This is a genomic window from Sphingobium sp. B11D3A, assembly GCF_025961695.1.
GTDB lineage: Bacteria > Pseudomonadota > Alphaproteobacteria > Sphingomonadales > Sphingomonadaceae > Sphingobium.
Map to the genome: position 1 here is coordinate 882069 of NZ_JAOQOE010000001.1, position 22352 is coordinate 904420.

Here is a 22352-nt window from a genome sequence, read left to right on the forward strand (position 1 = left end):
CCAAAGTAAAGCAAAGGACCTCTCATGAGTGAGACCGCGGATCGCGTGAAGAAGATCGTCGTCGAGCACCTCGGCGTCGAGGCGGACAAGGTGACCGAAGACGCGAGCTTCATCGACGATCTGGGCGCTGACAGCCTCGACATCGTCGAGCTCGTCATGGCTTTTGAGGAAGAGTTCGGCGTCGAAATCCCCGACGATGCTGCCGAGAAGATCGCCACCGTCAAGGACGCGATCGATTTCATCGACGGCAAGCAGTAAGATAGCGGGAGCCCGGTTCGCGGCCTCGTCGCGGACATGCACCGGCCAGTGAATACACATGGATACGGCTCTCCGGTTGCGGGTTTGACTCGCCATGGGAGGGCCGTTCGTGTTTGATCAGCGCCCGGCGTTCCGGGCAACTGGCCGGGTGACTGGATCAGGAGAGTGAAATGCGTCGTGTCGTCGTAACAGGTCTCGGCATGGTTTCGCCCCTTGGCGGCGACGTGGAGACAAGCTGGAAGAACATCATCGCCGGCCGGTCGGGCGCGGAAACGATCACCCGTTTCGACGCGACCGATTTCCACACCAATTACGCCTGCGAAGTGAAGGCCCCGGATCATGAATTCGGCTTCGACCCGAACAAGCGCGTGGATCACAAGGTCCAGCGTCAGGTCGATCCGTTCATCGTCTATGGCATCGACGCGGCCGGCCAGGCCATAGAAGATGCCGGCCTGACTGAGATGAGCGAAGCCGAGCGTCTGCGCACCGGCTGTTCGATCGGTTCGGGCATTGGCGGGCTGCCGGGCATCGAGAGCGAATCGCTGGTGCTGGAGCATAAGGGCCCCAAGCGGGTCTCCCCGCACTTCGTCCACGGTCGCCTGATCAACCTGATCTCCGGTCAGGTCTCGATCAAATATGGCCTGATGGGCCCTAATCACGCCGTCGTTACGGCCTGCGCGACGGGCGTTCACTCGATCGGCGACGCGGCGCGGATGATCGCGCTCGACGATGCCGATGTGATGCTCGCCGGCGGCGCGGAAAGCGCCATCTGCCCGATCGGCATTGCCGGCTTCGGTCAGGCGCGTGCCCTTTCGACCGAATTTCGTGACGAACCCTGGCGTGCCAGCCGCCCGTGGGATCAAGCGCGTGATGGCTTCGTCATGGGCGAAGGTGCCGGCGTGGTCGTGCTCGAAGAATATGAGCACGCCAAGGCGCGCGGCGCGAAGATCTATGCCGAAATCCTAGGCTACGGCCTCTCGGGCGATGCCTATCACGTGACGGCACCCCATCCGGAAGGCTCTGGCGCCTATCGCGCGATGGAAATGGCCATGCGCCGGTCCGGGCTTTCGCTCGCCGACATCGATTATGTGAACGCCCATGGCACCTCCACCCCGCTCGGCGACGAGCTGGAGCTTGGCGCAGTGCGGCGGCTGTTCGGTCCCGCACTGGAGACCATGTCGATGTCGTCCACCAAGTCGGCCATCGGCCATCTGCTCGGCGGTGCCGGCGCGGTCGAGACGATCTTCTGCATCCTGGCGATGCGCGACCAGATCGTGCCGCCCACGCTCAACCTGGATGATCCCAGCGACAGCTGCCAGGGTGTCGACCTCGTTCCGCACACGGCAAAGCAGCGGAAGGTCAAGGCCGTGCTCAACAACAGCTTCGGCTTTGGCGGCACCAACGCCAGCCTTGTGCTCAAGGCTCTCTGACGGCCGCAATGCGCCGCATCGTCCTCACGGTCGCTGCTCTGCTGCTGGCCGGACTGGCCGCTGCGGCGCTTCTCTTCGTCCATGGCTGGTCGAGGCCCGGCCCGCTTGGGGCCGACGCGACGATCATCGTTCCCGAGGGCGCGACGCTGCGCAAGGCGGCCGACGAGCTGGAAGCGCAAGGCGCCATCGGCTCCGCCACCGCCTTCCTTGCCCGCGCGCGGGTGCTGGGGCCGGATGGGTCGATCAAGGCGGGCGAATATCGCATCCCCCGACGAGCGAGCAGCGCTGACATTCTGGGCATTCTCCAGAGCGGCAAAACCCTCGTCCACCTCGTCACCATCCCAGAGGGCATGCCCTCCATCCTCGTGCATGAGCGGCTGATGGCCAATGACGAGCTGACCGGAGACATTCCCGTGCCCGAGGAGGGCTCGGTGATGCCCGACAGCTATGGCTACCAGAAGGGCGAGACCCGCGCGGCAGTGCTTGGACGGATGCAGGCCGCAATGACGAGCTTCATTGCCGCGCAGTGGCCCAAACGCTCGGCTGCAACGCCAGTCAAGACACCTGCGCAGGCCGTCACCCTCGCCAGCATCGTGGAGAAGGAAACCTCCATCCCCGCCGAGCGGCCCACGGTGGCCGGTGTCTACGCCAATCGCCTGCGCGAGGGTATGATGCTGCAGGCCGACCCCACGATCATTTACCCGATCACCAAGGGCAAGCCGCTTGGCCGCCGCATCCTCCAGTCGGAGATCCGCGCGGTGAACGACTATAATACCTATGCAATGACCGGCTTGCCCAAGGGGCCGATCGCCAATCCGGGACGCAGTTCCATCGAGGCCGTGCTGCGGCCGGCGGCAACGAAAGCGCGCTACTTCGTCGCGGATGGCAAGGGCGGGCATATCTTCGCGGAGACGCTGGCCGAGCACAATGCGAACGTGCGCAAATGGTATGACATCCGCCGTCAACGCGGCGAAATGTGAGCTTTGCTCAGCGGAGCAAACCCCTGCTCCGCAACCGCAGCGCATAGCCCAGTTGCAGCATCGCAATCAGCACGATGAAGGCCGGGAACAGCGCCGCACTCGCGCCCTTGACTGCCAGCAGATCGGTGCCGAGGAAGGAGTAGCTGAACTGGACCAATATGGCGATCAGCGCGATGAGCGAGAACCAGACGGCGGCGGCGCGCCGTGCCAAAAGGGCAACGGCGCCGGCAAACGCGGCGGCGACGGCCACGCCGTAGCTCAGCCAGGCCCAGCGCGGCATGTTGGCCCAGATTTCCGCCTGATAGGAATCGGCCATCGCCAGCTCTTCGAGATTGGCGGTCGATTGGACAATGAAGGCGGCGATTCCGATCAGGGTCCATATCAGAAACAGAATAGCCGGAATCTGCGACATGCTCCGGCTGCGATGGTCCCCCTCACCCGTCATCACACACCACCTCCCCATGGCTTGTTGCACGGCCACTTTAGCCCGGTTCTGACATGACGCAAACTGTCCTCGAACTGCCGCGCGGCCCCCTCATCGTCACCGCCCATTTGAGGAGCGCGGACCAAGCTTGGGCCGACCGGCTGCGGCAGACCCATTATCCAGCCGGCCGCAATCAGGTGCCGGCGCACATCACCTTGTTCCACCATCTCCCGCCGTCCCTGCATGCCGAACTGCGGACGATGCTGAAGGGCCTAGTCGATCGTCCCGCGCCCCCGGCCAGTCTGGGCGCGCCGTTCGGGTCAGGCGGTCTTGTCGCGCTGGCGGTGGAGAGTGACGAGCTTCTCGACATACGCGCCATGATCGCCGAGCGGTTTGAGCGACACCTCATTCCGCAGGACCGCGCGCTCAAGCGCCTTCACATCACGGTCCAGAACAAGGTCGCTCCCTCTGTCGCGAAGGAGACGCTGGCGCTGTTGCGGACACAGATCCGCCCTGCCCCTCTTGGCATCGCCGGCCTTGCGGTATGGGTTTATGAAGGCGGCCCCTGGTCTGCCCTGAGCCAGCACCGCTTTCGTCGCTGATCGTTACCACAAACGAAACGGCCCGCTTCATCACGAAGCGGGCCGCTGCATCAGCCGGGCCTTGCCCGCCGTTTCGTCACAATCAGAACGAGATCGACGCCTGCACATACCAGCTGCGCGGACGAGCGTAGATCTTCTCCGCATAACCCAGCGTGCCGAGCGACGCATTGCCCTGCACCAGATACAGCTCGTCGAACAGGTTCTGCACGCCACCGGTCAGCTTCCAACCGGTCGCCTTGTTAGCCAGCGTGACGGAGGCATTGCCGACGAAATAGCCGTCCTGCTCGATCTCCGGCACGCTGCCGGTGATGAACTTGAGGCTGGCGCTGTAATTGCCGTCGAAGCGAGGCGTCAGCGTCACGTCGTCGTTGAGCGGGATCTCATAGCCGATGCCGAAATTGCCCTGGAAGGAGGGCGTGAACGGCAGGTCATCGCCCGGCTGAACCGTCGCCGTCGCGCCCGGAACAGGCGTGATGCTCAGGATCTCATCGTTGAGCGTGCTCGCCGCGATGTCGATCCGCAGGCCGTAAGCGCGCGGATGATAGCTCAGCTCGCCTTCAAGCCCGCGAATACGCGCCTTGCCGCCGTTGAACAGCAGCGGCACGACACCCTGACGGAAGATCAGCTGGATATTGCTGTAATCCGCCTGGAAAGCCGCCGCGTTGAAGCGGAAATCGCCGAAATCGAACTTGGCGCCAATCTCGTAGCTATCCACCTTCTCCTCGTCGAACGGCGTCGGCACATTGCCCGGAGGCGCCGCATTGTAGCGCGTGTTGAAGCCGCCCGACTTGAAGCTGCGCGAGTAGGAAATGTAGGTGCTGACATTGCGCGTCCACGAATAGCGCACGCTCGCCGAGCCGGTCAGCGCAGAGAAGCTCTGCGAATAGGGGCCCGGATAGATGAACAGCGGGCCACCCTGCGGGATCGCCAGCGTCGGCAGCGGATCCGGGTCCGGCAGCGTGGCTGGGAACAGGTTGAACACGATGCCGTGATATTTCTTCTTGTCCCGCGTGTAGCGCAAACCGCCAGAAATCTCGAGATTCTGGATCGGCTTGACCGAAAGCTCGCCGAATACCGCGATGGAATCCGTTTCCAGATCAGAAACCTGCAGGTCGCGCGAGCCGGGGCCGCCTGCCAGCAGGGACCCGATCACCGGCGGCGACGGCGGGAAGGCCAGCGGCACGGTCGCCCGCTCGTTGGTCTTCTCATTGAAGTAATAGCCACCGATGATGCCGTTGAGCACCGGCGATTCATACTGCAGCTGGAGTTCCTGGCTATACTGGTCGGACTGCGAGCCCACATCCGTGGTGATCAGCAGCAGCGGGGTATTGTCCGCATCGCGCACGCCGCGCGACTGGGTGGAGCGATAGGCGCTGATCGACTTGAGCAGGACATTGGAGGTCACATTCGCGGTGACCGTTCCCGAGACGCCCCAGACCTCCGAGGTGCTCAGCACCGGTGCCGTGCCGCCATTGACGAACGGGCCCTTGTTCTGGAAATTGTTGGCGCAGCGGGCATCGTTGATCTGCGGCACGTTCGGCGCCCCGAAGCGCGGATCGCCCGGCGTGAGCGGGGCGAACGGAATGGTGGCGCCGGGGCAGCCGGCAGCCACGCTCGCGATCGCCGCGACCGGTGCGTTCCGGTTCACGCCGGCGAAGACGAACGGCGCCCCGTTCTCGTCCCGCTTGGTGTAGTCACCGCGAATGTTCACCTTGATGTCCGGGCTGGCTTCCCAATAGAGCGCGCCATTCAGCGTCGCGCTATCGTCATTGCCGAGATCGATGCCATCATATTCGCGGATCACATAGCCATCGCGCTTGCGGAAACCGCCCGAGACGCGCGCCGCCAATGTGTCGCCCAGCGGAATGTTGAGGGCGGCAAAGCCTTCCATCAGACTGTCCGAGCCAAGGCGCAGACGCACATCCGCGCCGAACCGGCCCAGCTCCGGCTGCTTGGTGCGCACGAGAATGGCGCCGCCAATCGTGTTGCGACCAAAGAGCGTGCCCTGCGGGCCGCGCAGCACTTCAACGCCGGCGATATCGCCGAAGTCGATGGCGCCACCGACAGCGCGGCCGACATAGACTTCATCCAGATAGATGCCCACGCCCGGATCGACCGCCGCCGTGGGATCGAGCTGGCCGATGCCGCGGATGAACACCACCGTCGCGGCGGAGTTGCCGGAGAGCTGGCCGGCCGTCTTGAACTGGAGGTTGGGCGTGATCGTCTCGAGATCGGACGTCTGGTTGATCTGGCGATCTTCGAGCACCTGCGCATCGAAGGCGGAGATCGCGACAGGCGTATCCTGCAGGGATTCGGCCCGGCGACGCGCGGTCACGATGATCGTGCCGGCTTCCGATTCCGTATCCATCGCCTGGGGCGTCTGGGTCGCGGCCGTATCCTGCGCCAAGAGCGGCGTGGAGATCAGCGCGCCGAGCGCTGCGCCAATGAGAAATGGGGCTTTCATGATATCCTCCCTGTGGTTTCTTGGTCGGCGCAGCGAGGCCGCGCGTGCCCCGCAGGGCATTGACCTGGCCGGGAAAAATAAGCCCACCATGCGCAACTAGCAATGCGACATAACAATCAGTGCGGGGCTGTGATTTACGCGCAACACACCGTTAGCTGGGAAATGATTTTCGGGCGGTAACCCTCAGCCATGAGGGGACCGCAAGCATGAGGAGGGGAGCCATAGACCAATCTGCCGAACCATCCGATGCTCTCTCGCTCGGTCTTCTGGGCGATCTGGCCGGCTATCATCTTCGCCGCGCCTTCGCGGTAATGTCTGCCGACTTCTCCCGCACCTTTGCCGATAGCGACATGCGGCAAGTGCTCTTTGCTGTGTTGTCGGTCGTCTCCGCCAATCCCGGCATCAGCCAGGGCCGGGTGGGCACAGCGCTCGGCATCAAGCGCACCAATATGGTGACGCTGGTCAATCAGCTCGTCGCGCTCGATTTCGTGACGCGTCGGCCTTCGACCTCGGACCGCAGGGCGTTTTCCCTCACGCTGACGGACAAGGGCGGCGCCGCCTTCACCGAGGCCGCCGCACGCATCCACCGCCACGAAACCCAGCTTCTGGCGCATCTCGATACACAGGAGCAACAGCTGCTGATCGATCTGCTGCGCAAGATCAGGCCGGTGGGCACCGTGGGCTTGTCCCCCTCGGACGCGCCCGACCTCAGCCGCTAGGCGACGCCGACCTCTTTCAACGGAATTTCGCCATCTGCCAGTTGCGCCCGGTCCAGGCGGCTCCCGGCGACGACATGGGCGCGGCCCTGGACATAATCCTTGGTGCGGTTGACGCAGTCGAGCGCGATGACATGCCCCTGCCGCAGATAGACAACCGAGAAGCTGCGCGAAGCCGGATCGCCGCGCACGATGCACTCGTCGAAATCCAGCGACAGACCGATGGTCTGCAAGCGCAGATCATATTGGTTCGACCAGAACCACGGCACCGCCTCATAAGGAGCGGGGTTGCCCATGATATGCTGCACGGCCGTGCGCGCCTGATCATTGGCGTTCTGCACCGATTCGAGCCGCATCCGGCGCCCCGCCGCAAAGCGGTTCTCATGCGCGGCGCAATCGCCGATCGCGTAGACGTCGGGCAGCGAGGTCTCGCAATATTGATCGACATCCACGCCGTTGCCGCCGCTCGCCCCCGCGAGAATCAGCGGCCCGGTCTCCGGCACGATGCCGATCCCGACGATCACCGCATCTGCCGGGATCACCTCGCCATCGGCCAGCCGAACGCCGGTGGCCTGGCCCTGATCGCCGGTCTCGATGGCATCCACCGAGGCCGAGAGGCGCACGTCCACGCCATGGGCGCGATGCTCCTGCGCGAAGAAGTCGGACAGTTCCGGCCCGGCGACGCGCGCCAGCAGCCGCTCCTGGGCCTCCAGAAGCGTGACCTGCTTGCCGAGCTTGCTAAGCACTGCCGCCGCTTCAAGGCCGATATAGCCGCCGCCGACGATGGCGAACCGCTCCGCCGTGGGCAGAATGGCCATCAACCCATCGACATCGGCGCGCGACCGCACGGTGAACAGGCCGCTCGCCGTCGAGCCCGGACAGGACAGCCGCCGGGCCGAGCCACCACCCGCCCAGATCAGCTTGCCATAGGAAAATTCCGTACCCTTGGCCGTGACCACCTGATGCGCGACCGGATCGATCGTCTTGACCCGCTCCCCGAGGAACAGCGAAATCGCCTGATCCGTCCAGAAGTTGGCCGGGCGCAGCAGGATACGCTCGAAGGTCTTTTCGCCGGCCAGATAGTCCTTGGACAGCGGCGGGCGTTCATAAGGAAATTCCGGCTCATCGCCGATCAGGCCCACGGACCCCTCATATTTGAGCTGGCGAAGCAGGATCGCCGCCTGTGCACCGGCATGGCCTCCCCCCACGATCAAGCAGTCGAAATGCTGCACGTCATCTCCCCAATGCAAATTACCCCGCGGCCTTGCCAGAGAAACGAAGGTGCCGCAATCGAACGGTCAACCATTGACCATCCGATTTCGCCTGCGTATAGCGCGCCGGCCTGACGCCGCAAGGCGGCAGCAAGCCCTTGGGGCGGAGTAGCTCAGCCGGTTAGAGCAGCGGAATCATAATCCGCGTGTCGGGGGTTCGAGTCCCTCCTCCGCTACCATCCTTCCAGCAACGTAGATCGCAAAGCCGAGGCTGGAAGAGCGCGCCGTAGACGTGGCGCGCCCTCCCCTGCTCAGACGAGTTCCTGCAGGTCCGCCGGACTGAAACCCTTGAGGTCGTTCCAGTCCTGCTGCTGCACCTTGCGGGGCCATTGCGGATCGCTGATCAGCGCGCGGCCTACGGCGATGAGGTCGAATTCGTCGCGCTCCATCCGCTCGATCAGGCGATTAAGCTCCACGCTGGTCGAGCTTTCGCCGCCGAAGGCCGCCAGAAACTCGCCGGAGAGCCCCACGGACCCGACGCTGATCGTCGGCACGCCGGTCAACTTCTTGGCCCAGCCGGCAAAATTGAGGCCGGCCTCGCCGTCGATCTCCGGGAATTCAGGCTCCCAGAAGCGGCGCTGCGAGCAGTGGAGGATATCGACGCCGGCATCCACCAGCGGCTGCAGCCAGTCCTCCATCTCGGCAGGCGTCGCGGCCAGCCGGGCGGAATAATCCTGCTGCTTCCACTGGCTGACGCGCAGGATCACCGGGAAATCTGGCCCGACGGCCGCGCGAATGGCGGCGACAACCTCACCGGCGAAGCGCGCCCGCTCGCGGATGGTAGACCCACCATAGCGATCCTCGCGAACATTGGTGCCAGACCAGAAGAACTGATCGATCAGATAGCCATGGGCGCCGTGGATCTCGATGGTATCGAAGCCGAGGCGCTTGGCGTCGGCGGCTGCCTTGGCGAAGGCCGCCACGGTATCGGCGATATCCTCCTCGGTCATCGCCACGCCGCGCGGTTCGCCGGGCGCGAGCAGACCGGAGGGGCTTTCCACCGGAGCGTCCGGCTCCCAGCCGCTACCGGTGCGAGTCGAGCCGGTATGCCAGAGCTGCGGCCCCATCCGCCCGCCGGCGGTATGGACTGCCTCGATCACTCCCGCCCAGCCGGCAAGCGCCGCCTCGCCATGGAAGAAGGGAATGCCCGGATCGTTGCGCGAGGCTGGCCGGTCGATCACCGTGCCTTCCGAGAGAATGAGCCCTGCCCCGCCCTCGGCCCGCCGCCGGTAATAATCCGCATTGGGCTCGCCGGGGATGCCGCCGGGGGCCTTCGCCCGCGTCATCGGCGCCATCACGATGCGATTGGGGAGGGAAAGCGATTTGAACTGAAAAGGCCGAAAAAGTGCGTCGCCAATGCCAGGCATAGCCGGTAACTCCAGGGTTCAGAGTGGGTCGTCGGCTTGGTAGATAGGGGCGCGCCGCCAAATGCCAAATGCCTGGGAGGATTTGCGGGCAGCGACCTTTCCAGCTGTTCGCCGCAAGCGCGGTCATCTGGCGTTCAGGCTGGGATGCGATACCTGCGGCGTGCCGACCGACCGCCTGTACGCGCAACCAACCCGCGCGCTCATCTTCCGCCAAGGCCGGCATTCCGCCCGACCATCATTGCCCTGAGTTTCAGGGTGACCCCACACGCAATGGGCAATAGACTGGCATCATGACCGTTTCCGATATCTTCCGGCCCATCGTTTCCGCAACCGTTGTCCTCGGCCTGATCGCTTCGGCGCCACTGGCCGCACAGGGCGAGGTGCCCGGCCTTCTTCAGCCGCAATCCAAGGCGGGCGAGCCGACGCTCAAGCCCACCGTTCCGGCCGAGCGCCCGTGGCTCTACGAGAAGAGCGACGTGCCCATCGACCCGGCATGGCAGTTCGGCGTGCTGGACAACGGCCTGCGCTATGCGGTCCGCCGCAACGATGTGCCGGCCGGACAGGTATCGATCCGCGTGCGGGTGGATGTCGGCTCGCTGATGGAAGAGCCTGCCGAAGCCGGCTTTGCGCACTTCATCGAGCATCTCTCCTTCCGCGGATCGCGCGATGTGCCCGATGGCGAATCGAAGCGGATCTGGCAGCGGCTGGGCGCCGAGTTCGGCAGCGACAGCAACGCGCAGACCACGCCAACCGGCACCACCTACGCGCTCGATCTGCCGCGCGCGACGAACGAAGGCATTGACGAGAGCCTGCGCATTCTCGCCGGCATGATGCAGCAGCCCAACATCAGCAAGGTGCCCGTGGAGGCCGAACGCGCCGTCATCCTCGCCGAGCGGCGCGAGAGCCTTGGCCCCGGCGCCCGGCTGGGTGACGAGATCCGCGCCTTCTATTTCGCCGGCCAGCGCCTCGCCAGCCACAGCCCCATCGGCACCGAGCAGACGCTGCTCAAGGCGACGCCGCAAGCCCTGCGCGCCTTCCACGACCGCTGGTATCGCCCCGATCGCACCGTGATCGCCATTTCCGGGTCCATGGAGCCGGCCGCGCTCGAAGCGATGGTCCGCGCGCATTTCTCCGGCTGGAAGGCCAAGGGCCGCGCGACGCCGCTGCCCGACTTCGGCAAGCCCGATCCCTCCGCCCCGGCCACCAAGGTGATCGTCGAGCCGAGCGTGCCCTATAGCGTCGGCCTCGCTTATCTGCGGCCATGGGTGTTCAACGAAGATACGATCGTCTTCAACCAGATGCGGCTGGCCGACATGGTCGCGCTGGAACTGATCAATCGGCGCCTCGAAGCCGTGGCCAGCGACGGTGCGTCGTTCGTGCAGGCCAATGTGTCGCTGGATAACAGCATGCGCTCGGCCAATGCGACCTATGTGACCATCGTGCCCAATGGGAGTGATTGGGAGAAGGCGCTGCAGGAAGTGCGCGCGATCATCGAGGATGCCCGCCGGGTCGCCCCCAGTCAGGTCGATATCGACCGCGAGTTTCAGGGCATGGAAGCAGGCTTCGCTGCGCTGGTAGCCAGTGCAGCCATTGAGGGTAGTCCCCAGCAGGTCGAGAGCATCGTGCAGGCGGTGGATATTCGCGAGACGGTCGTCTCCCCGCAGGACCAGCTCGCCATCTACCAGTCCTCCAAGAAATATATGACGCCCGAGCAACTGCTCGCGGCCACCAACCGGCTGTTCTCCGCTACGGTGGAACGCGCCTTGCTGAGCCTGCGCGCGCCGCAGGACAATGCCGAACAGCGCCTGCAGACTGCCTTCAGCGCGCAGGTCGAGCCCAATTCCCGCGCGCGCCTGAGCGATTCGCGGGTGACCATGGCCGCGCTGCCCAAGCTGCCCGCGCCGGGCAAGGTTGCCTCGCGCACGGACCTCGGTGTGCTCGGCATCCAGAACGTCACGTTCGAGAATGGTGTTCGCTTGCTGGTCGCCGGCAATCAAGCCGAACCGGGCAAGGTGCATATCAATGTGCGCTGGGGCCATGGCCGCCAGAGCTTCGCGCCGGATGAGCGCGCCGCCTTGTGGGCGGTGCCCTATGCGCTGACTGCCAGTGGCATCGGCGACCTCGGCCAGCGAGAGCTGAACGATCTGATGAGCGGCCGCCGCCTGTCGCTGAACTTCGGCATCGATGACGATGCGTTCACGCTCAGCGGCACGAGCAGCCCGCAGGATTATCCCGATCAGCTGCGCCTGTTCGCCTCCAAGCTGGCCTTCCCCCGCTGGGATGAGGCACCGCTGCGCCGCTCCATGGCAATGCTTGAGGCCAGCTATGATCCGGTGCCAGCCTCCGCTGCGGAAGCCATTGGCCGCGATCTCGAGTGGATGCTGCGGGACAAGGATGCCCGCTTCAGCCCGGCCTCGCCGGATGATCGCACGGCGTTGACGCTGGATGCCTTCCGCAAGGTCTGGGCACCCCGCCTCGCCAACGGCCCCATTGAAATCCAGGTGTTCGGCGATCTCGATGTCGAGCAGGCGATTGCCGCCGTGGCCGCCAGCTTCGGCGCTCTGCCCAAACGCGCCGACGCACCGCCACCGGCCCGCAACCTCGCGCTCAATTTCCCCGCTCATGTGGCGACCCCGGTTCGCATCGTCCATGACGGGCCGGACGAACAGGCCGCCGCGATCATCGCCTGGCCGACCGGCAGTGGCGTCGCCGACATTCGCGAGAGCCGCCAGCTTGAAATGCTGGCCCGCATCATCACCGACCGGCTGTTCGAGCGGCTGCGCTCCATCGACGGTGCGGCCTACACGCCCAGCGCATCCAGCAACTGGCCCGAACGGATGAACGGCGGCGGGTTTCTGGTCGTGCAGACCCAGCTCAAGCCCGAGCGCATCCCGTATTTCTATCAGCTGGTGGATGAACTGGTGCGCGATCTGACCACCAATCCGGTGACGGAGGATGAACTCAACCGTCAGATCGCGCCGGTGCGTCAATTGCTGACGCGCGCGGCCTACAGCAATGCCTTCTGGATGGACCAGCTGCAGGGCTTCTCCCGCGACGAGAACCAGCTTGGCTATGCGCGCGCGCTTGGGCGTGATCTCACCAGCATCACGCCAGCCGACCTGCAGGCGCTCGCTGCCCGCTATCTCGTGCCGGAGAAAAGCTGGTCCGCGGTGGTTCTGCCCGAGAGCGCGCCGGCCCCGGCGCTCGGCACATCGGCCGGATCGGCATCCGCTCCGACGCGCTAGGCGCCAACTCGCCCCTTGCACGAGCGCCGGTGACGGCCCAAATGGGAGGCAGTCGCATCCTTGGCCGGCGCGCGTTCAAGCCGGCCTCCGTCCTTCGCGCGAGAGCCAGCATGTTCATCGAAACCGAGCAGACCCCCAATCCCACAACCCTGAAGTTTCTGCCGGGGCGCCCGGTCATGACCTCCGGCACGCGCGATTTCGCAAGCGCAGACGAGGCGACGGCCTCGCCGCTCGCCGAAGCGCTGTTCAACCTCGGGGATGTGACCGGGGTGTTCTTCGGCCGGGATTTCATCTCGGTCACGGCAGCGCCGGGCGTTGCGTGGAGTTCGCTGCGCACAGACGTAATCGCGATCCTGCTCGACCATTTCTCGGCGGACATGCCGCTGTTCGCGCCGGGCACGGCGCACGATATCCGCGTTCCGGCGGAGAATGAGGACGATGGCGCCATGCCCGGCGACGACCCGGCCGATGCCGACATCGTCGCGCAGATTCGCGAATTGATCGACACCCGCGTGCGCCCCGCCGTCGCCAATGATGGCGGCGATATCGTCTATCGCGGCTTTGAGCGCGGCACCGTCTTCCTGCGGATGCAGGGCGCCTGCGCCGGCTGCCCCTCCTCAACCGCGACACTCAAGAACGGCATCGAGCAACTGCTCAAGCATTATGTGCCGGAAGTGACCGAAGTCCGGGCCGTCTGAGCCGATCGATGCGCCGGATCGTTCCCCCACGCGCACGATGAGCCAGCCCTTGGCGCAGCGCACGCTCATTATCGATTGCGCCACGCCGGCGCTCTCCATCGCCCTTTTCGATGGCGACCGGTTGATTGAGGCAACGCATCGCGAGTTGGGGCGCGGTCATGCCGAAGCGCTGCTGCCCGCTATCGCCGCGCTGCCCGAGGGCGGCCGCGCTGACGCCATTCTCGTGAACATTGGCCCCGGCAGCTTCACCGGTGTGCGCGTGGGGCTGGCTGCCGCGCGCGCGCTGGGCTTCGCATGGCAGGTGCCTATTTCCGGCTATGGCTGCCTCGATCTGGTTGCCGCCATCGCGCGCACCGAGTTGGCACCGACAGAGCCGTTCGCAGTGACGATGGTCGGTGGACATGGCGAAATCTTCTGGGCGGATGCGGCATCGCCTGTCACGCCCGACGGCCCGCCCCTCACCGTCCGATCCACGCCAATCGACGAACTGGCGGCGTCTCTCAACGTCGGCCTGCTCGTCGGCTCGGGTGCCCAGACGCTGGTCGATGCCGGCGCGCGGGGTCAGGCCGTTCCGCTGCTTCCCGATGCCCGCGCGGTGGTCCGCCTGCCCGTCACGCAGCGCACCCGCCCGCCCGTGCCCGATTACGGGCGCGGGGCAGACGCGAAGCCCATGGCTGCCTTAAGCAAGCCCAGACCAGCGCCGGTTCGCTGATGCAGGACAAGGAGGCGCTCCGCATCGTGGCCAGTCTCGATCCTTGTGTGGACGAGATCGGCGCCGCCATGCAGGTGATGTCGGCCGCCTTCCCACCGGAATTTGGCGAAGCATGGTCCTCTGCGCAATTGATGGGCATGATGCAGTTGCCCGGCTCCATTCTGGTGACTGGCTACACCCATGCCGGACCGGTCGGCTTCGGCCTAATCCGCAGTATTGCCGGCGAAGCGGAGCTTCTTTTGCTTGCCGTCCATCCGGATCATCGTGGGCGGACACATGGCCGCCGATTACTTGATCGCTGCATGACAGAGGCCGAGGGAACCGGCGCAGAAACAATTTTTCTGGAAGTGCGATCAGGGAATCCAGCTCTTCATCTTTATATCAAAGCCGGCTTTCATCAGTATAATGTTCGACTTAACTACTATTGTGGATCGAACGGTTCCCGCTTTGATGCTTTGAGTTTGAAACTCGTTTTGGGACAGGGAGCGTCCTGAGTCCGAAACTTCTCTTGCGCTCATCGTTCAATCCCCATAATGTTTAACGGTAGAATATAGAGTAAGAATAGTGATTCTACGGGTCGCAAGTTGATAATGGGAACTTCATATGTCCGATACTAACGCTCAAGACGAAGTGCTGATCACGCTCACCTCGGATATCGTGGCTGCCCACGTATCCAATAACAGCGTGGCTGTGTCGGACGTGCCGACGCTCATCCAGAATGTTTACAGTGCGCTGGCCGGTCTTCAGCAGGACGTCGCGCCGCCGCAGCCCAAGCAGGAGCCGGCCGTATCTGTCCGTTCTTCGATCAAGCCCGATTACATCGTGTGCCTGGAAGACGGGAAGAAGCTGAAGATGCTCAAGCGGCATCTCATGACCCATTATCAGATGACACCGGAAGACTATCGCGCGAAGTGGGGACTCCCCGCTGACTATCCGATGGTCGCGCCCAACTATGCCGAGCAGCGCCGCACGCTGGCCAAGAAGATCGGTCTCGGCACCACGCGCAAGCGCGGCCGCAAATAATCCCGCGCCCCGCGCGCGAACGCAAAAATCGAACGATGCCGCCTTTGCACAAGGGCGGCATTTTTCTTGTCCGCCAATCGTCAAAAAGCCGAAATTGCGGGTTCCAGAACGGGCAAATTCAGCTACACAGTCTCCATGTCCCGGACGATTGACATAGAAGCGCTGTGCGCAGAGCGCGGCCTGCGCATCACCGAGCAGCGGCGCGTGATCGCCCGCGTGCTTTCCGAAAGCGAAGACCATCCCGATGTGGAAAAGCTGCACGAGCGCGCCTCCGCGATCGACAGCAACATCTCCATCGCCACGGTGTATCGCACTGTGCGCCTGTTCGAAGAGGCAGGCATATTGGAGCGTCATGATTTCGGCGATGGCCGCGCGCGCTATGAGCCGGCGCCAGAAGCCCATCACGATCACCTGATCGACGTGGAATCCGGCAAGGTCGTGGAGTTCGTGGACCCGGAGCTGGAGCAGCTCCAGCGCCAGATCGCCGAGAAGCTGGGCTATCGGCTCGTGGATCACCGCATGGAGCTCTACGGCGTCTCGCTCGATCGCGATCGCAGCAAGGACTAAGTGAGCCGCCTGCGCGCGCTCGCGAGGCTTGCGCGCCTGATCGGCGTCGTCATTGCCTGCGTCATCCCGCATCTTCTCGCCCGGCACCGCGGCGTTTCGCCCTGGCCCCAGCGCTTCCTCGCGCGCGCCGCGCACGCGACGGGCTTTGACGTCCGCATCGAGGGCACCCCCTTGCTGCACGATGTGTTCTTCATCGCCAATCATGTGAGCTGGATCGACATATTGGCGCTGGGCGGCGCCACGCGGACCGCGTTCATCTCCAAGGATGATGTCGCGCGTGCGCCCATCGTCGGCTGGCTCGCGGCGCAAAACAATACCGTGTTCATCACCCGCGAGCGGCGCGGAGCCGTCTCCGGGCAGATCGATGCCGTGCGTACCGCACTGGCCGCGCATCAGCCCATCGCGCTGTTCCCGGAAGGGACGACTGGGGACGGCCAGTCTCTGCTGCCGTTCAAGCCGGCTCTCTTTTCGGTTCTTCTCCCGCCGCCCCGCTCCATCCTCATCCAGCCGGTCGTCATCGATTACGGCGCGGGAACCGATCTCGTCGCCTGGAACGAGGGCGAGAGCGGCATCGCCAATGCGCTCCGCATCCTCGGCGCGCGTGGCCGGCGCACCCTGACGCTGCGATTCCTCGATCCATTCGATCCCGGCGATCATCCCGATCGCAAGGCACTCGCCGCCAGCGCGCGGGCGAGGCTTGCCGCGGCCATGGGCCTGCCCGGCTGAACGGCAGGCCCCGCAGCGGCCTGCCCTTCCCCCCTCGTCCTAACGGCTGTATAGGCGCGGGCATGACCCAGACCCCACCCAAGACCTACCATGTCAAATCCTTCGGCTGCCAGATGAACGTCTATGATGGCGAGCGCATGGGCGAGTTGCTGGCGGCGCGCGGCATGACGGCGGCGGGCGACGGTGCAGAGGCGGATCTGGTGGTGCTGAACACCTGCCACATCCGCGAGCGAGCGGCCGAGAAGGTCTATTCGGACATTGGTCGGCTGCGGCGGGAGGATGGCACGCGCCCGATGATCGCCGTCGCGGGCTGCGTGGCGCAGGCGGAAGGGTCGGAAATCACCCGGCGCACCAAGGCCGTCGATATCGTCGTCGGCCCGCAGGCCTATCACCGCCTGCCCGGCCTCATCGACGATGTGGTGGCGGGTCGCGAGGCCGTCGATACGGACATGCCCGCCGATTCCAAATTCGACGTGCTGCCGGGTCGGGCACGCCGATCCGCGCCGTCTGCCTTTCTCACCGTGCAAGAGGGGTGCGACAAGTTCTGCACCTATTGCGTCGTGCCCTATACGCGCGGCGCGGAGGTCAGCCGCCCCTGGAGCGCCATCCTAGATGAGGCGCGCGCGCTGGTCGATGCTGGCGCCTGCGAGATCAGCCTGCTCGGCCAGAATGTGAATGCCTGGTCCGGCGAAGACGACGCCGGTCGCCCGCAGGGGCTGGACGGGCTCATCCGCGCGCTGGACAGGCTGCCCGGCCTTGCGCGCATCCGCTACACCACCAGCCACCCCAACGACATGACGCAGGCGCTGATCGATGCCCATGCCGAGGTGCCGGCGTTGATGCCGTTCCTCCACCTGCCGGTGCAAGCCGGCTCGGACCGCATCCTCAAGGCCATGAACCGCAGCCACAGTCGCGACTCCTATCTGCGCATCATCGAGCGCGTCCGCGCCGCCAGGCCGGACATCGCCCTGTCCGGCGATTTCATCGTCGGCTTTCCCGGGGAGACCGATGCAGAGTTCGAGGAGACATTGAGCATCGTGCACGAGGCACGCTATGCGCAATGCTTCAGCTTCAAATACAGTCCGCGCCCGGGCACGCCCGCTGCCGATATGGAAGGCCAGATCGCGCCAGAGGTGATGGACGAGCGCCTCAAGCGCCTGCAGGCCGCGCTGAACGTTCATCAACTGGCGTTCAACCAGGCCCTCGTCGGCAAGCGCACGACCATTTTGCTGGAGCGCAAGGGGCGGCACCCCGGCCAGCTCATCGGCAAGACGCCCTGGCTCCAGTCGGTCCATATCGATGGCACGAGCGCGGCCATCGGCGATCTGATCGCGGTGGATATTCTCTCGGCCGGGCCCAACAGCCTCGCCGGCGCGCTCGCCAGTCCGCTTGCCGCCTGAGGTGGGCAGGCGCGGGCAACGGTCCCCTGAAAACACCGCTTCACCTCTTTGCAGAATACGCCACCGTGCCCGCGCGGCATGTGAACGGCTTCACTCAGTGACGATCTCGAGGGTATGAAGTTTTCCCGCTTTTTCAGCTTTTCCGGCCATGATCTCGCGATCGATCTGGGCACCGTCAACACGTTGGTTCACGTCGCCGGCAAGGGCGTCGTCCTGAACGAGCCGTCCGTCATAGCGATCGAGACGATCGCGGGCGTCGGCCATATCAAGGCCGTCGGCAATGAGGCGAAACTGATGCTGGGCAAGACGCCGGAAGGCGTCCGCGCCCTGCGTCCGCTGCGCGATGGCGTGATCGCCGACATCGAAATCGCCGAGCAGATGATTAAGCATTTCATCGACAAGGCGCTGGGCAGCGCGCGCATGGGCCGCAACCGCGTCGTCGTCGCGGTGCCCTCCGGCGCTACGATGGTTGAGCGCCGCGCGATCCGCGACGCCACCTCGCGCGCCGGCGCTGCCGACGTGCAGCTCATCGAGGAGCCAATGGCTGCCGCAATCGGCGCGGGCTTACCGGTGGTAGACCCGATTGGCGCCATGGTCGTCGACATTGGCGGCGGCACCACCGAGGTGGCCGTGCTGTCGCTGAGCGGCATCGCCTATAGCGGCTCGGTGCGTGTCGGCGGCGACAAGATGGACGAAGCCATCTCCTCCTACGTCCGGCGCCATCATAATCTGATGATCGGCGAGATAACGGCCGAGCGCGTCAAGCAGCAGATCGGTAATGCCATGACGCCCGACGGCGCCGGCATAACCCTGGGCGTGCGCGGACGCGATCTGGTCAATGGCCGCCCGGTCGAAATCGAGATCAGCGAAGCCCAGATCGCCGAGGCCCTGCGCGAATCGATCAACCAGATCGTCGGCTCGGTGATGACCGCGCTGGAGGAGACCCCGCCGGAGCTGTCCGCCGACATTATCGACGAGGGCATCACCCTCACAGGCGGCGGCGCGCTGCTGCGGGGCATGGACGAGGCCATTGCGGTCGCGACCGGCTTACCCGTGAAGATCGCCGAAAACCCGCTGATGTGCGTGGCGATGGGCGCCGGCCGGGCGCTGGAAGATTCGATCTACGACGGCGTGCTGGCCCCGGCCTGAGGTTCTCCGTCCGAGCAGGTGGCCGGGCACGCCTTCCAATCGCCATTTTACGTGTCGGTGGAACCCGCTAGTCCTGGGCGACACTGCTGGGGAGAGGATATGGCGCAATCGCCGGAGGCCGTCGCGCTCGCGGCCAACAAGCAACTTGTGCTGGCGATGTGGCATGACGTCATCGACGGTCGCAACATCGAGGCTGCGGGCAAATATATCGCGCCCGATTACATCCAGCATTCGCCCGGCATCGGCCAGGGACTGGCAGCGCTCATCGCCTTCCTGCGCACCGAATTTCCAGACATGCAACCGCTGGAGCCGGGCACCTATCCGCTGACCCGGTTCGAATTCGTCCTCGCCGAGGGCGACCTCGTCCAGCTCATGTTCCGGCGGTATTTGCCGGACCCGCCCGACCCCAAGCGGCTCACGCCGGTCTGGTGGTACGACACCTATCGCATTCGCGATGGCCTGATCGTGGAGCATTGGGATTCGGCGCACGGCTAAGGGGCGTGCCGCAAAGAAGCGAGTGCCGGCCATTCAAGATCAAAATTTCGAAACGGCGATAGCGCCGACTTTGGATTTTTCCATCGTCATTCCCGCGTGCGCGGGAATGACGAGAAATACTCGTCCCCCCTCACACCTCCCAGGGAAACCGACCCCGCCGCAAGATCACACCCGCGCCCTCACCCAAACCGCAGCCCCTCTTTTCACCTCAAGGTCGAGACTTCCCGCTTGTCGCTCCCCCCGCCCTTCTGGCATGAAGCCTGGCAATGACAGACACTCTCATCGCGCCCCGCGCCCTGAGTCGACCGCTTGGTCGCCCGCTTGCCTAAGCGCCCCGTGCCCGCCCAGGCCGGAGAACGGGCCCGCCTCGAACTGGTCTTCGACAAGCCGTTTCTGCTCGGCGCCTTGTTCGGGGAATATGACCAGAACCTCGTGGCCATCGAGAACCGCCTCGGCGTGTACATCTCCGCACGGGGGAACAAGCTGCAGATCGAAGGGAATGCGGAAGGCGCCGCCCGCGCCCGCGATGTCCTGCAGGGGCTCTATAATCGCCTCGCCGCCGGCCAGACGGTCGACAGCGGCGCGGTGGAGGCGGTGATCGCCATGTCCGCCGAGCCGACGCTCGATGGCATCATCCGGCATGATGTGTCGGAGCCGCCCAAGGTGATGATCCGCACCCGCAAGAAGACCATCGTGCCGCGTTCGGCCAATCAGGGCGTCTATATGGACGCGCTGGCCCGCCACGAGCTGATCTTCGCCCTCGGGCCGGCCGGCACCGGCAAGACCTATCTTGCCGTCGCGCAGGCGGTGAGCCAGCTCATCACCGGCTCTGTGGACCGCCTTATTCTCTCGCGCCCTGCCGTCGAGGCCGGCGAGCGCCTGGGTTTCCTGCCCGGCGACATGAAGGAGAAGGTCGACCCCTATCTCCGCCCGCTTTACGATGCCCTCTACGACACGCTCCCCGCCGAGCAGGTCGAGCGGCGCATCGCCTCGGGCGAGATCGAGGTCGCGCCGCTCGCCTTCATGCGCGGCCGCACGCTCGCCAATGCTTTCATCATCCTCGATGAAGCGCAGAACACCACCATCGCGCAGATGAAGATGTTCCTCACCCGCTTTGGCGAAGGTAGTCGCATGGTCATCTGCGGCGACCCCAAGCAGGTCGATCTGCCGCAGCCCGGCGCATCGGGCCTCGCTGATGCAGTCGAGCGGCTGGAGGGCATTGAAGGCATCGCCGTCACCCGCTTCACCACGGCGGATGTGGTGCGCCACCCCATCGTCGGACGGATCGTCGCGGCTTATGAGGGCCCGAATGCTTGAAGTGCTGACCGAGGCCAGCCCCGAATGGGCCGAGAAGACCGACTGGAACGCGCTCGCTGATCGAGCCGTGCGCGCCGCGCTCGCGCAAACTTCGCAATCGGTGATCATCGACAGCGATGCCTGCGTCGAACTCTCCATCCGGCTGGCAGACGATGCCGAAGTCCAGCAGCTCAACGCCTCCTTCCGGGGAAAGGACAAGCCGACCAACGTCCTCTCCTTTCCGATGATCCAGAGCGATCTCATCGAGTCCATCGAAAATAGCGACGATGGTGAGGTGCTGCTCGGCGACATCATCCTCGCCTACCAGACCTGCGCCCGTGAGGCGCTGGAACGTGCGGTTTCGCTCGAAAATCACGCGACGCACCTCATCGTTCACGGCACCCTCCACCTGCTCGGCCATGATCATGAAAATGACGCCGAGGCCGAGGCGATGGAGCGCCTCGAAATACGAGCCCTTGAAACGCTGGGCATTGATGATCCATATGGGGATCGCGGGCCCGGCATGACCGGGCCGATTGACGAAACAGGGAATTGATCCAGAAGATGTCGGAGACATCCGCACCGTCCCCCTCCAAAGAGGGCGACAGTAGTAGTAGCAGCGAAGGCGGACGAATATGGCAGGGCCTCAAAGCCCTGCTTTTCGGCGATAATGGATCGACTAGCCTCAGGCACGAGCTTGAGAGCGTCATCGAGCAATATGACGATCAGGAAGATGAGACGTCCCGCAAGGGCGACCTCACCCCGATCGAGCGTCAGATGCTCCGCAACATGCTCCATTTCAGCGAGCATACTGTAGACGACGTCGCCGTGCCGCGCGCGGACATCATCGCCATTTCGCAGGATGCCAGCTTTACGGAGCTGATGGCGCTTTTCGCTCAGGCCGGCCACAGCCGCATCCCCGTCTACAAGGACACGCTCGATCATGTCACCGGCATGATCCACATTCGCGATGCCTTTGCCATTCTGGCGCGCGGAGAAGCGCACCCGGAGTCGCTGGAGACGCTGATCCGTCAGCCGCTCTATGTGCCGCAGAGCATGGGCGTGCTGGACCTGCTCGCCGAAATGCGCGCCAAGCGCACGCACCTCGCCATCGTGCTCGATGAATATTCCGGTACGGACGGTCTGCTGACCATCGAGGATCTCGTCGAGGAAATCGTCGGCGATATCGAGGACGAGCATGACGAGGAACCGGAGGCACTGCTGGTGGCGCTGGAAGATGGCATGTGGGATGCCGACGCCCGCGCCGAGCTCGAAGATATCGCCCGAACCATCGATCCGCGCCTTGCCGAGGTCGATTCCGACGTCGACACCATTGGCGGCCTCGCCTTCGTGATCGCGGGGCGCGTGCCGGAGACCGGCGAAATCATCGAGCATGAGCCGAGTGGTTGGCGCATCGAAATCGTCGAGGCCAATCCGCGCCATGTCGCGCGGGTGCGCCTGCATCCGCCCGAGGCACTGGCTGACGATCTGGAGCAATAGGCCAAGGCCGCCGCGAGGTTCACCGGCGG

Annotated in this window: 22 protein-coding genes and 1 tRNA gene; 19 read left to right on the forward strand and 4 right to left on the reverse strand. The window is 64.7% G+C overall.

Annotation, left to right across the window (positions count from 1 at the left end; translation table 11 throughout):
• Positions 1-24: 24 nt before the first annotated feature.
• The 3 genes from M2332_RS04205 (at position 25) to mltG (ending at position 2668) form a co-directional block, all read left to right on the forward strand.
• Positions 25-258, forward strand: coding sequence for an acyl carrier protein (locus M2332_RS04205; RefSeq protein ID WP_181559973.1), 234 nt, complete (start codon positions 25-27; stop codon positions 256-258).
• 170 nt (positions 259-428) lie between these two features.
• On the forward strand, positions 429-1688 hold the full coding sequence (fabF, locus tag M2332_RS04210) for a beta-ketoacyl-ACP synthase II (protein WP_264573090.1): 1260 nt from the start codon (positions 429-431) through the stop codon (positions 1686-1688).
• Between the two features lie 8 nt (positions 1689-1696).
• Positions 1697-2668: an endolytic transglycosylase MltG gene (gene mltG / locus M2332_RS04215; protein WP_264573091.1), complete on the forward strand. Its 972-nt coding sequence runs from the start codon at positions 1697-1699 to the stop codon at positions 2666-2668.
• 7 nt (positions 2669-2675) lie between these two features.
• Here the strand turns inward: mltG and M2332_RS04220 are convergent, their stop codons facing one another.
• Positions 2676-3080 (reverse strand): sugar transporter, encoded by a 405-nt coding sequence (locus tag M2332_RS04220; protein ID WP_264573092.1) that lies wholly within the window; start codon positions 3078-3080, stop codon positions 2676-2678.
• 86 nt (positions 3081-3166) lie between these two features.
• Here M2332_RS04220 and M2332_RS04225 point away from each other — a divergent pair, with 86 nt between their 5' ends.
• On the forward strand, positions 3167-3694 hold the full coding sequence (locus tag M2332_RS04225; RefSeq protein WP_264573093.1) for a 2'-5' RNA ligase family protein: 528 nt from the start codon (positions 3167-3169) through the stop codon (positions 3692-3694).
• A gap of 82 nt (positions 3695-3776) precedes the next feature.
• Here the strand turns inward: M2332_RS04225 and M2332_RS04230 are convergent, their stop codons facing one another.
• Positions 3777-6158, reverse strand: a complete 2382-nt coding sequence (locus M2332_RS04230; protein ID WP_264573094.1) for a TonB-dependent receptor — start codon at positions 6156-6158, stop codon at positions 3777-3779.
• Between the two features lie 206 nt (positions 6159-6364).
• On the opposite strand from M2332_RS04230, the gene M2332_RS04235 reads away from it, so the two are divergent.
• Positions 6365-6877, forward strand: a complete 513-nt coding sequence (locus M2332_RS04235; RefSeq protein WP_264573095.1) for a MarR family winged helix-turn-helix transcriptional regulator — start codon at positions 6365-6367, stop codon at positions 6875-6877.
• Here the strand turns inward: M2332_RS04235 and M2332_RS04240 are convergent.
• On the reverse strand, positions 6874-8106 hold the full coding sequence (locus M2332_RS04240; protein WP_181559980.1) for an NAD(P)/FAD-dependent oxidoreductase: 1233 nt from the start codon (positions 8104-8106) through the stop codon (positions 6874-6876). The two genes, M2332_RS04235 and M2332_RS04240, sit on opposite strands and share 4 nt — an antisense overlap.
• Positions 8107-8247: 141 nt before the next feature.
• Here M2332_RS04240 and M2332_RS04245 point away from each other — a divergent pair.
• Positions 8248-8324 (forward strand) — tRNA-Met (locus M2332_RS04245).
• A gap of 72 nt (positions 8325-8396) precedes the next feature.
• Here M2332_RS04245 and M2332_RS04250 read toward each other — a convergent pair.
• Positions 8397-9512: an NADH:flavin oxidoreductase gene (locus M2332_RS04250; RefSeq protein WP_264573096.1), complete on the reverse strand. Its 1116-nt coding sequence runs from the start codon at positions 9510-9512 to the stop codon at positions 8397-8399.
• A gap of 290 nt (positions 9513-9802) precedes the next feature.
• Between M2332_RS04250 and M2332_RS04255 the strand changes: the two genes are divergently transcribed.
• From M2332_RS04255 to M2332_RS04315, 13 genes are all read left to right on the forward strand, one after another.
• Positions 9803-12757 carry a M16 family metallopeptidase gene (locus M2332_RS04255; protein ID WP_264573097.1) on the forward strand — a complete coding sequence of 985 codons (2955 nt, stop codon included), beginning with the start codon at positions 9803-9805 and terminating at the stop codon, positions 12755-12757.
• A gap of 110 nt (positions 12758-12867) precedes the next feature.
• Positions 12868-13455, forward strand: coding sequence for a NifU family protein (locus M2332_RS04260; RefSeq protein ID WP_264573098.1), 588 nt, complete (start codon positions 12868-12870; stop codon positions 13453-13455).
• Between the two features lie 37 nt (positions 13456-13492).
• Positions 13493-14167 (forward strand): tRNA (adenosine(37)-N6)-threonylcarbamoyltransferase complex dimerization subunit type 1 TsaB, encoded by a 675-nt coding sequence (tsaB, locus tag M2332_RS04265; RefSeq protein WP_264573099.1) that lies wholly within the window; start codon positions 13493-13495, stop codon positions 14165-14167.
• The gene (locus tag M2332_RS04270; protein WP_264573100.1) at positions 14167-14661 is read left to right on the forward strand and encodes a GNAT family N-acetyltransferase; all 495 of its coding nucleotides are present in this window, start codon (positions 14167-14169) and stop codon (positions 14659-14661) included. Before tsaB ends, M2332_RS04270 begins: the two co-directional genes overlap by 1 nt.
• Before the next feature lie 109 nt (positions 14662-14770).
• Positions 14771-15190: a MucR family transcriptional regulator gene (locus tag M2332_RS04275; protein WP_264570670.1), complete on the forward strand. Its 420-nt coding sequence runs from the start codon at positions 14771-14773 to the stop codon at positions 15188-15190.
• 135 nt (positions 15191-15325) lie between these two features.
• Positions 15326-15757, forward strand: coding sequence for a Fur family transcriptional regulator (locus tag M2332_RS04280; protein ID WP_181559986.1), 432 nt, complete (start codon positions 15326-15328; stop codon positions 15755-15757).
• The gene (locus M2332_RS04285; RefSeq protein ID WP_264573101.1) at positions 15758-16483 is read left to right on the forward strand and encodes a lysophospholipid acyltransferase family protein; all 726 of its coding nucleotides are present in this window, start codon (positions 15758-15760) and stop codon (positions 16481-16483) included.
• Between the two features lie 50 nt (positions 16484-16533).
• The gene (miaB, locus tag M2332_RS04290; protein ID WP_264574892.1) at positions 16534-17883 is read left to right on the forward strand and encodes a tRNA (N6-isopentenyl adenosine(37)-C2)-methylthiotransferase MiaB; all 1350 of its coding nucleotides are present in this window, start codon (positions 16534-16536) and stop codon (positions 17881-17883) included.
• Between the two features lie 114 nt (positions 17884-17997).
• Complete coding sequence (locus M2332_RS04295) at positions 17998-19032, forward strand: rod shape-determining protein (RefSeq protein WP_181559988.1); 1035 nt, start codon at positions 17998-18000, stop codon at positions 19030-19032.
• Positions 19033-19131: 99 nt separating this feature from the next.
• Positions 19132-19527 (forward strand): nuclear transport factor 2 family protein, encoded by a 396-nt coding sequence (locus M2332_RS04300; RefSeq protein ID WP_264573102.1) that lies wholly within the window; start codon positions 19132-19134, stop codon positions 19525-19527.
• Between the two features lie 321 nt (positions 19528-19848).
• Positions 19849-20844 (forward strand): PhoH family protein, encoded by a 996-nt coding sequence (locus tag M2332_RS04305; protein ID WP_181559990.1) that lies wholly within the window; start codon positions 19849-19851, stop codon positions 20842-20844.
• Complete coding sequence (gene ybeY, locus M2332_RS04310) at positions 20837-21379, forward strand: rRNA maturation RNase YbeY (RefSeq protein WP_264573103.1); 543 nt, start codon at positions 20837-20839, stop codon at positions 21377-21379. Before M2332_RS04305 ends, ybeY begins: the two co-directional genes overlap by 8 nt.
• Before the next feature lie 8 nt (positions 21380-21387).
• Positions 21388-22323: a hemolysin family protein gene (locus tag M2332_RS04315; protein WP_264573104.1), complete on the forward strand. Its 936-nt coding sequence runs from the start codon at positions 21388-21390 to the stop codon at positions 22321-22323.
• The last annotated feature ends 29 nt before the right edge of the window (positions 22324-22352 follow it).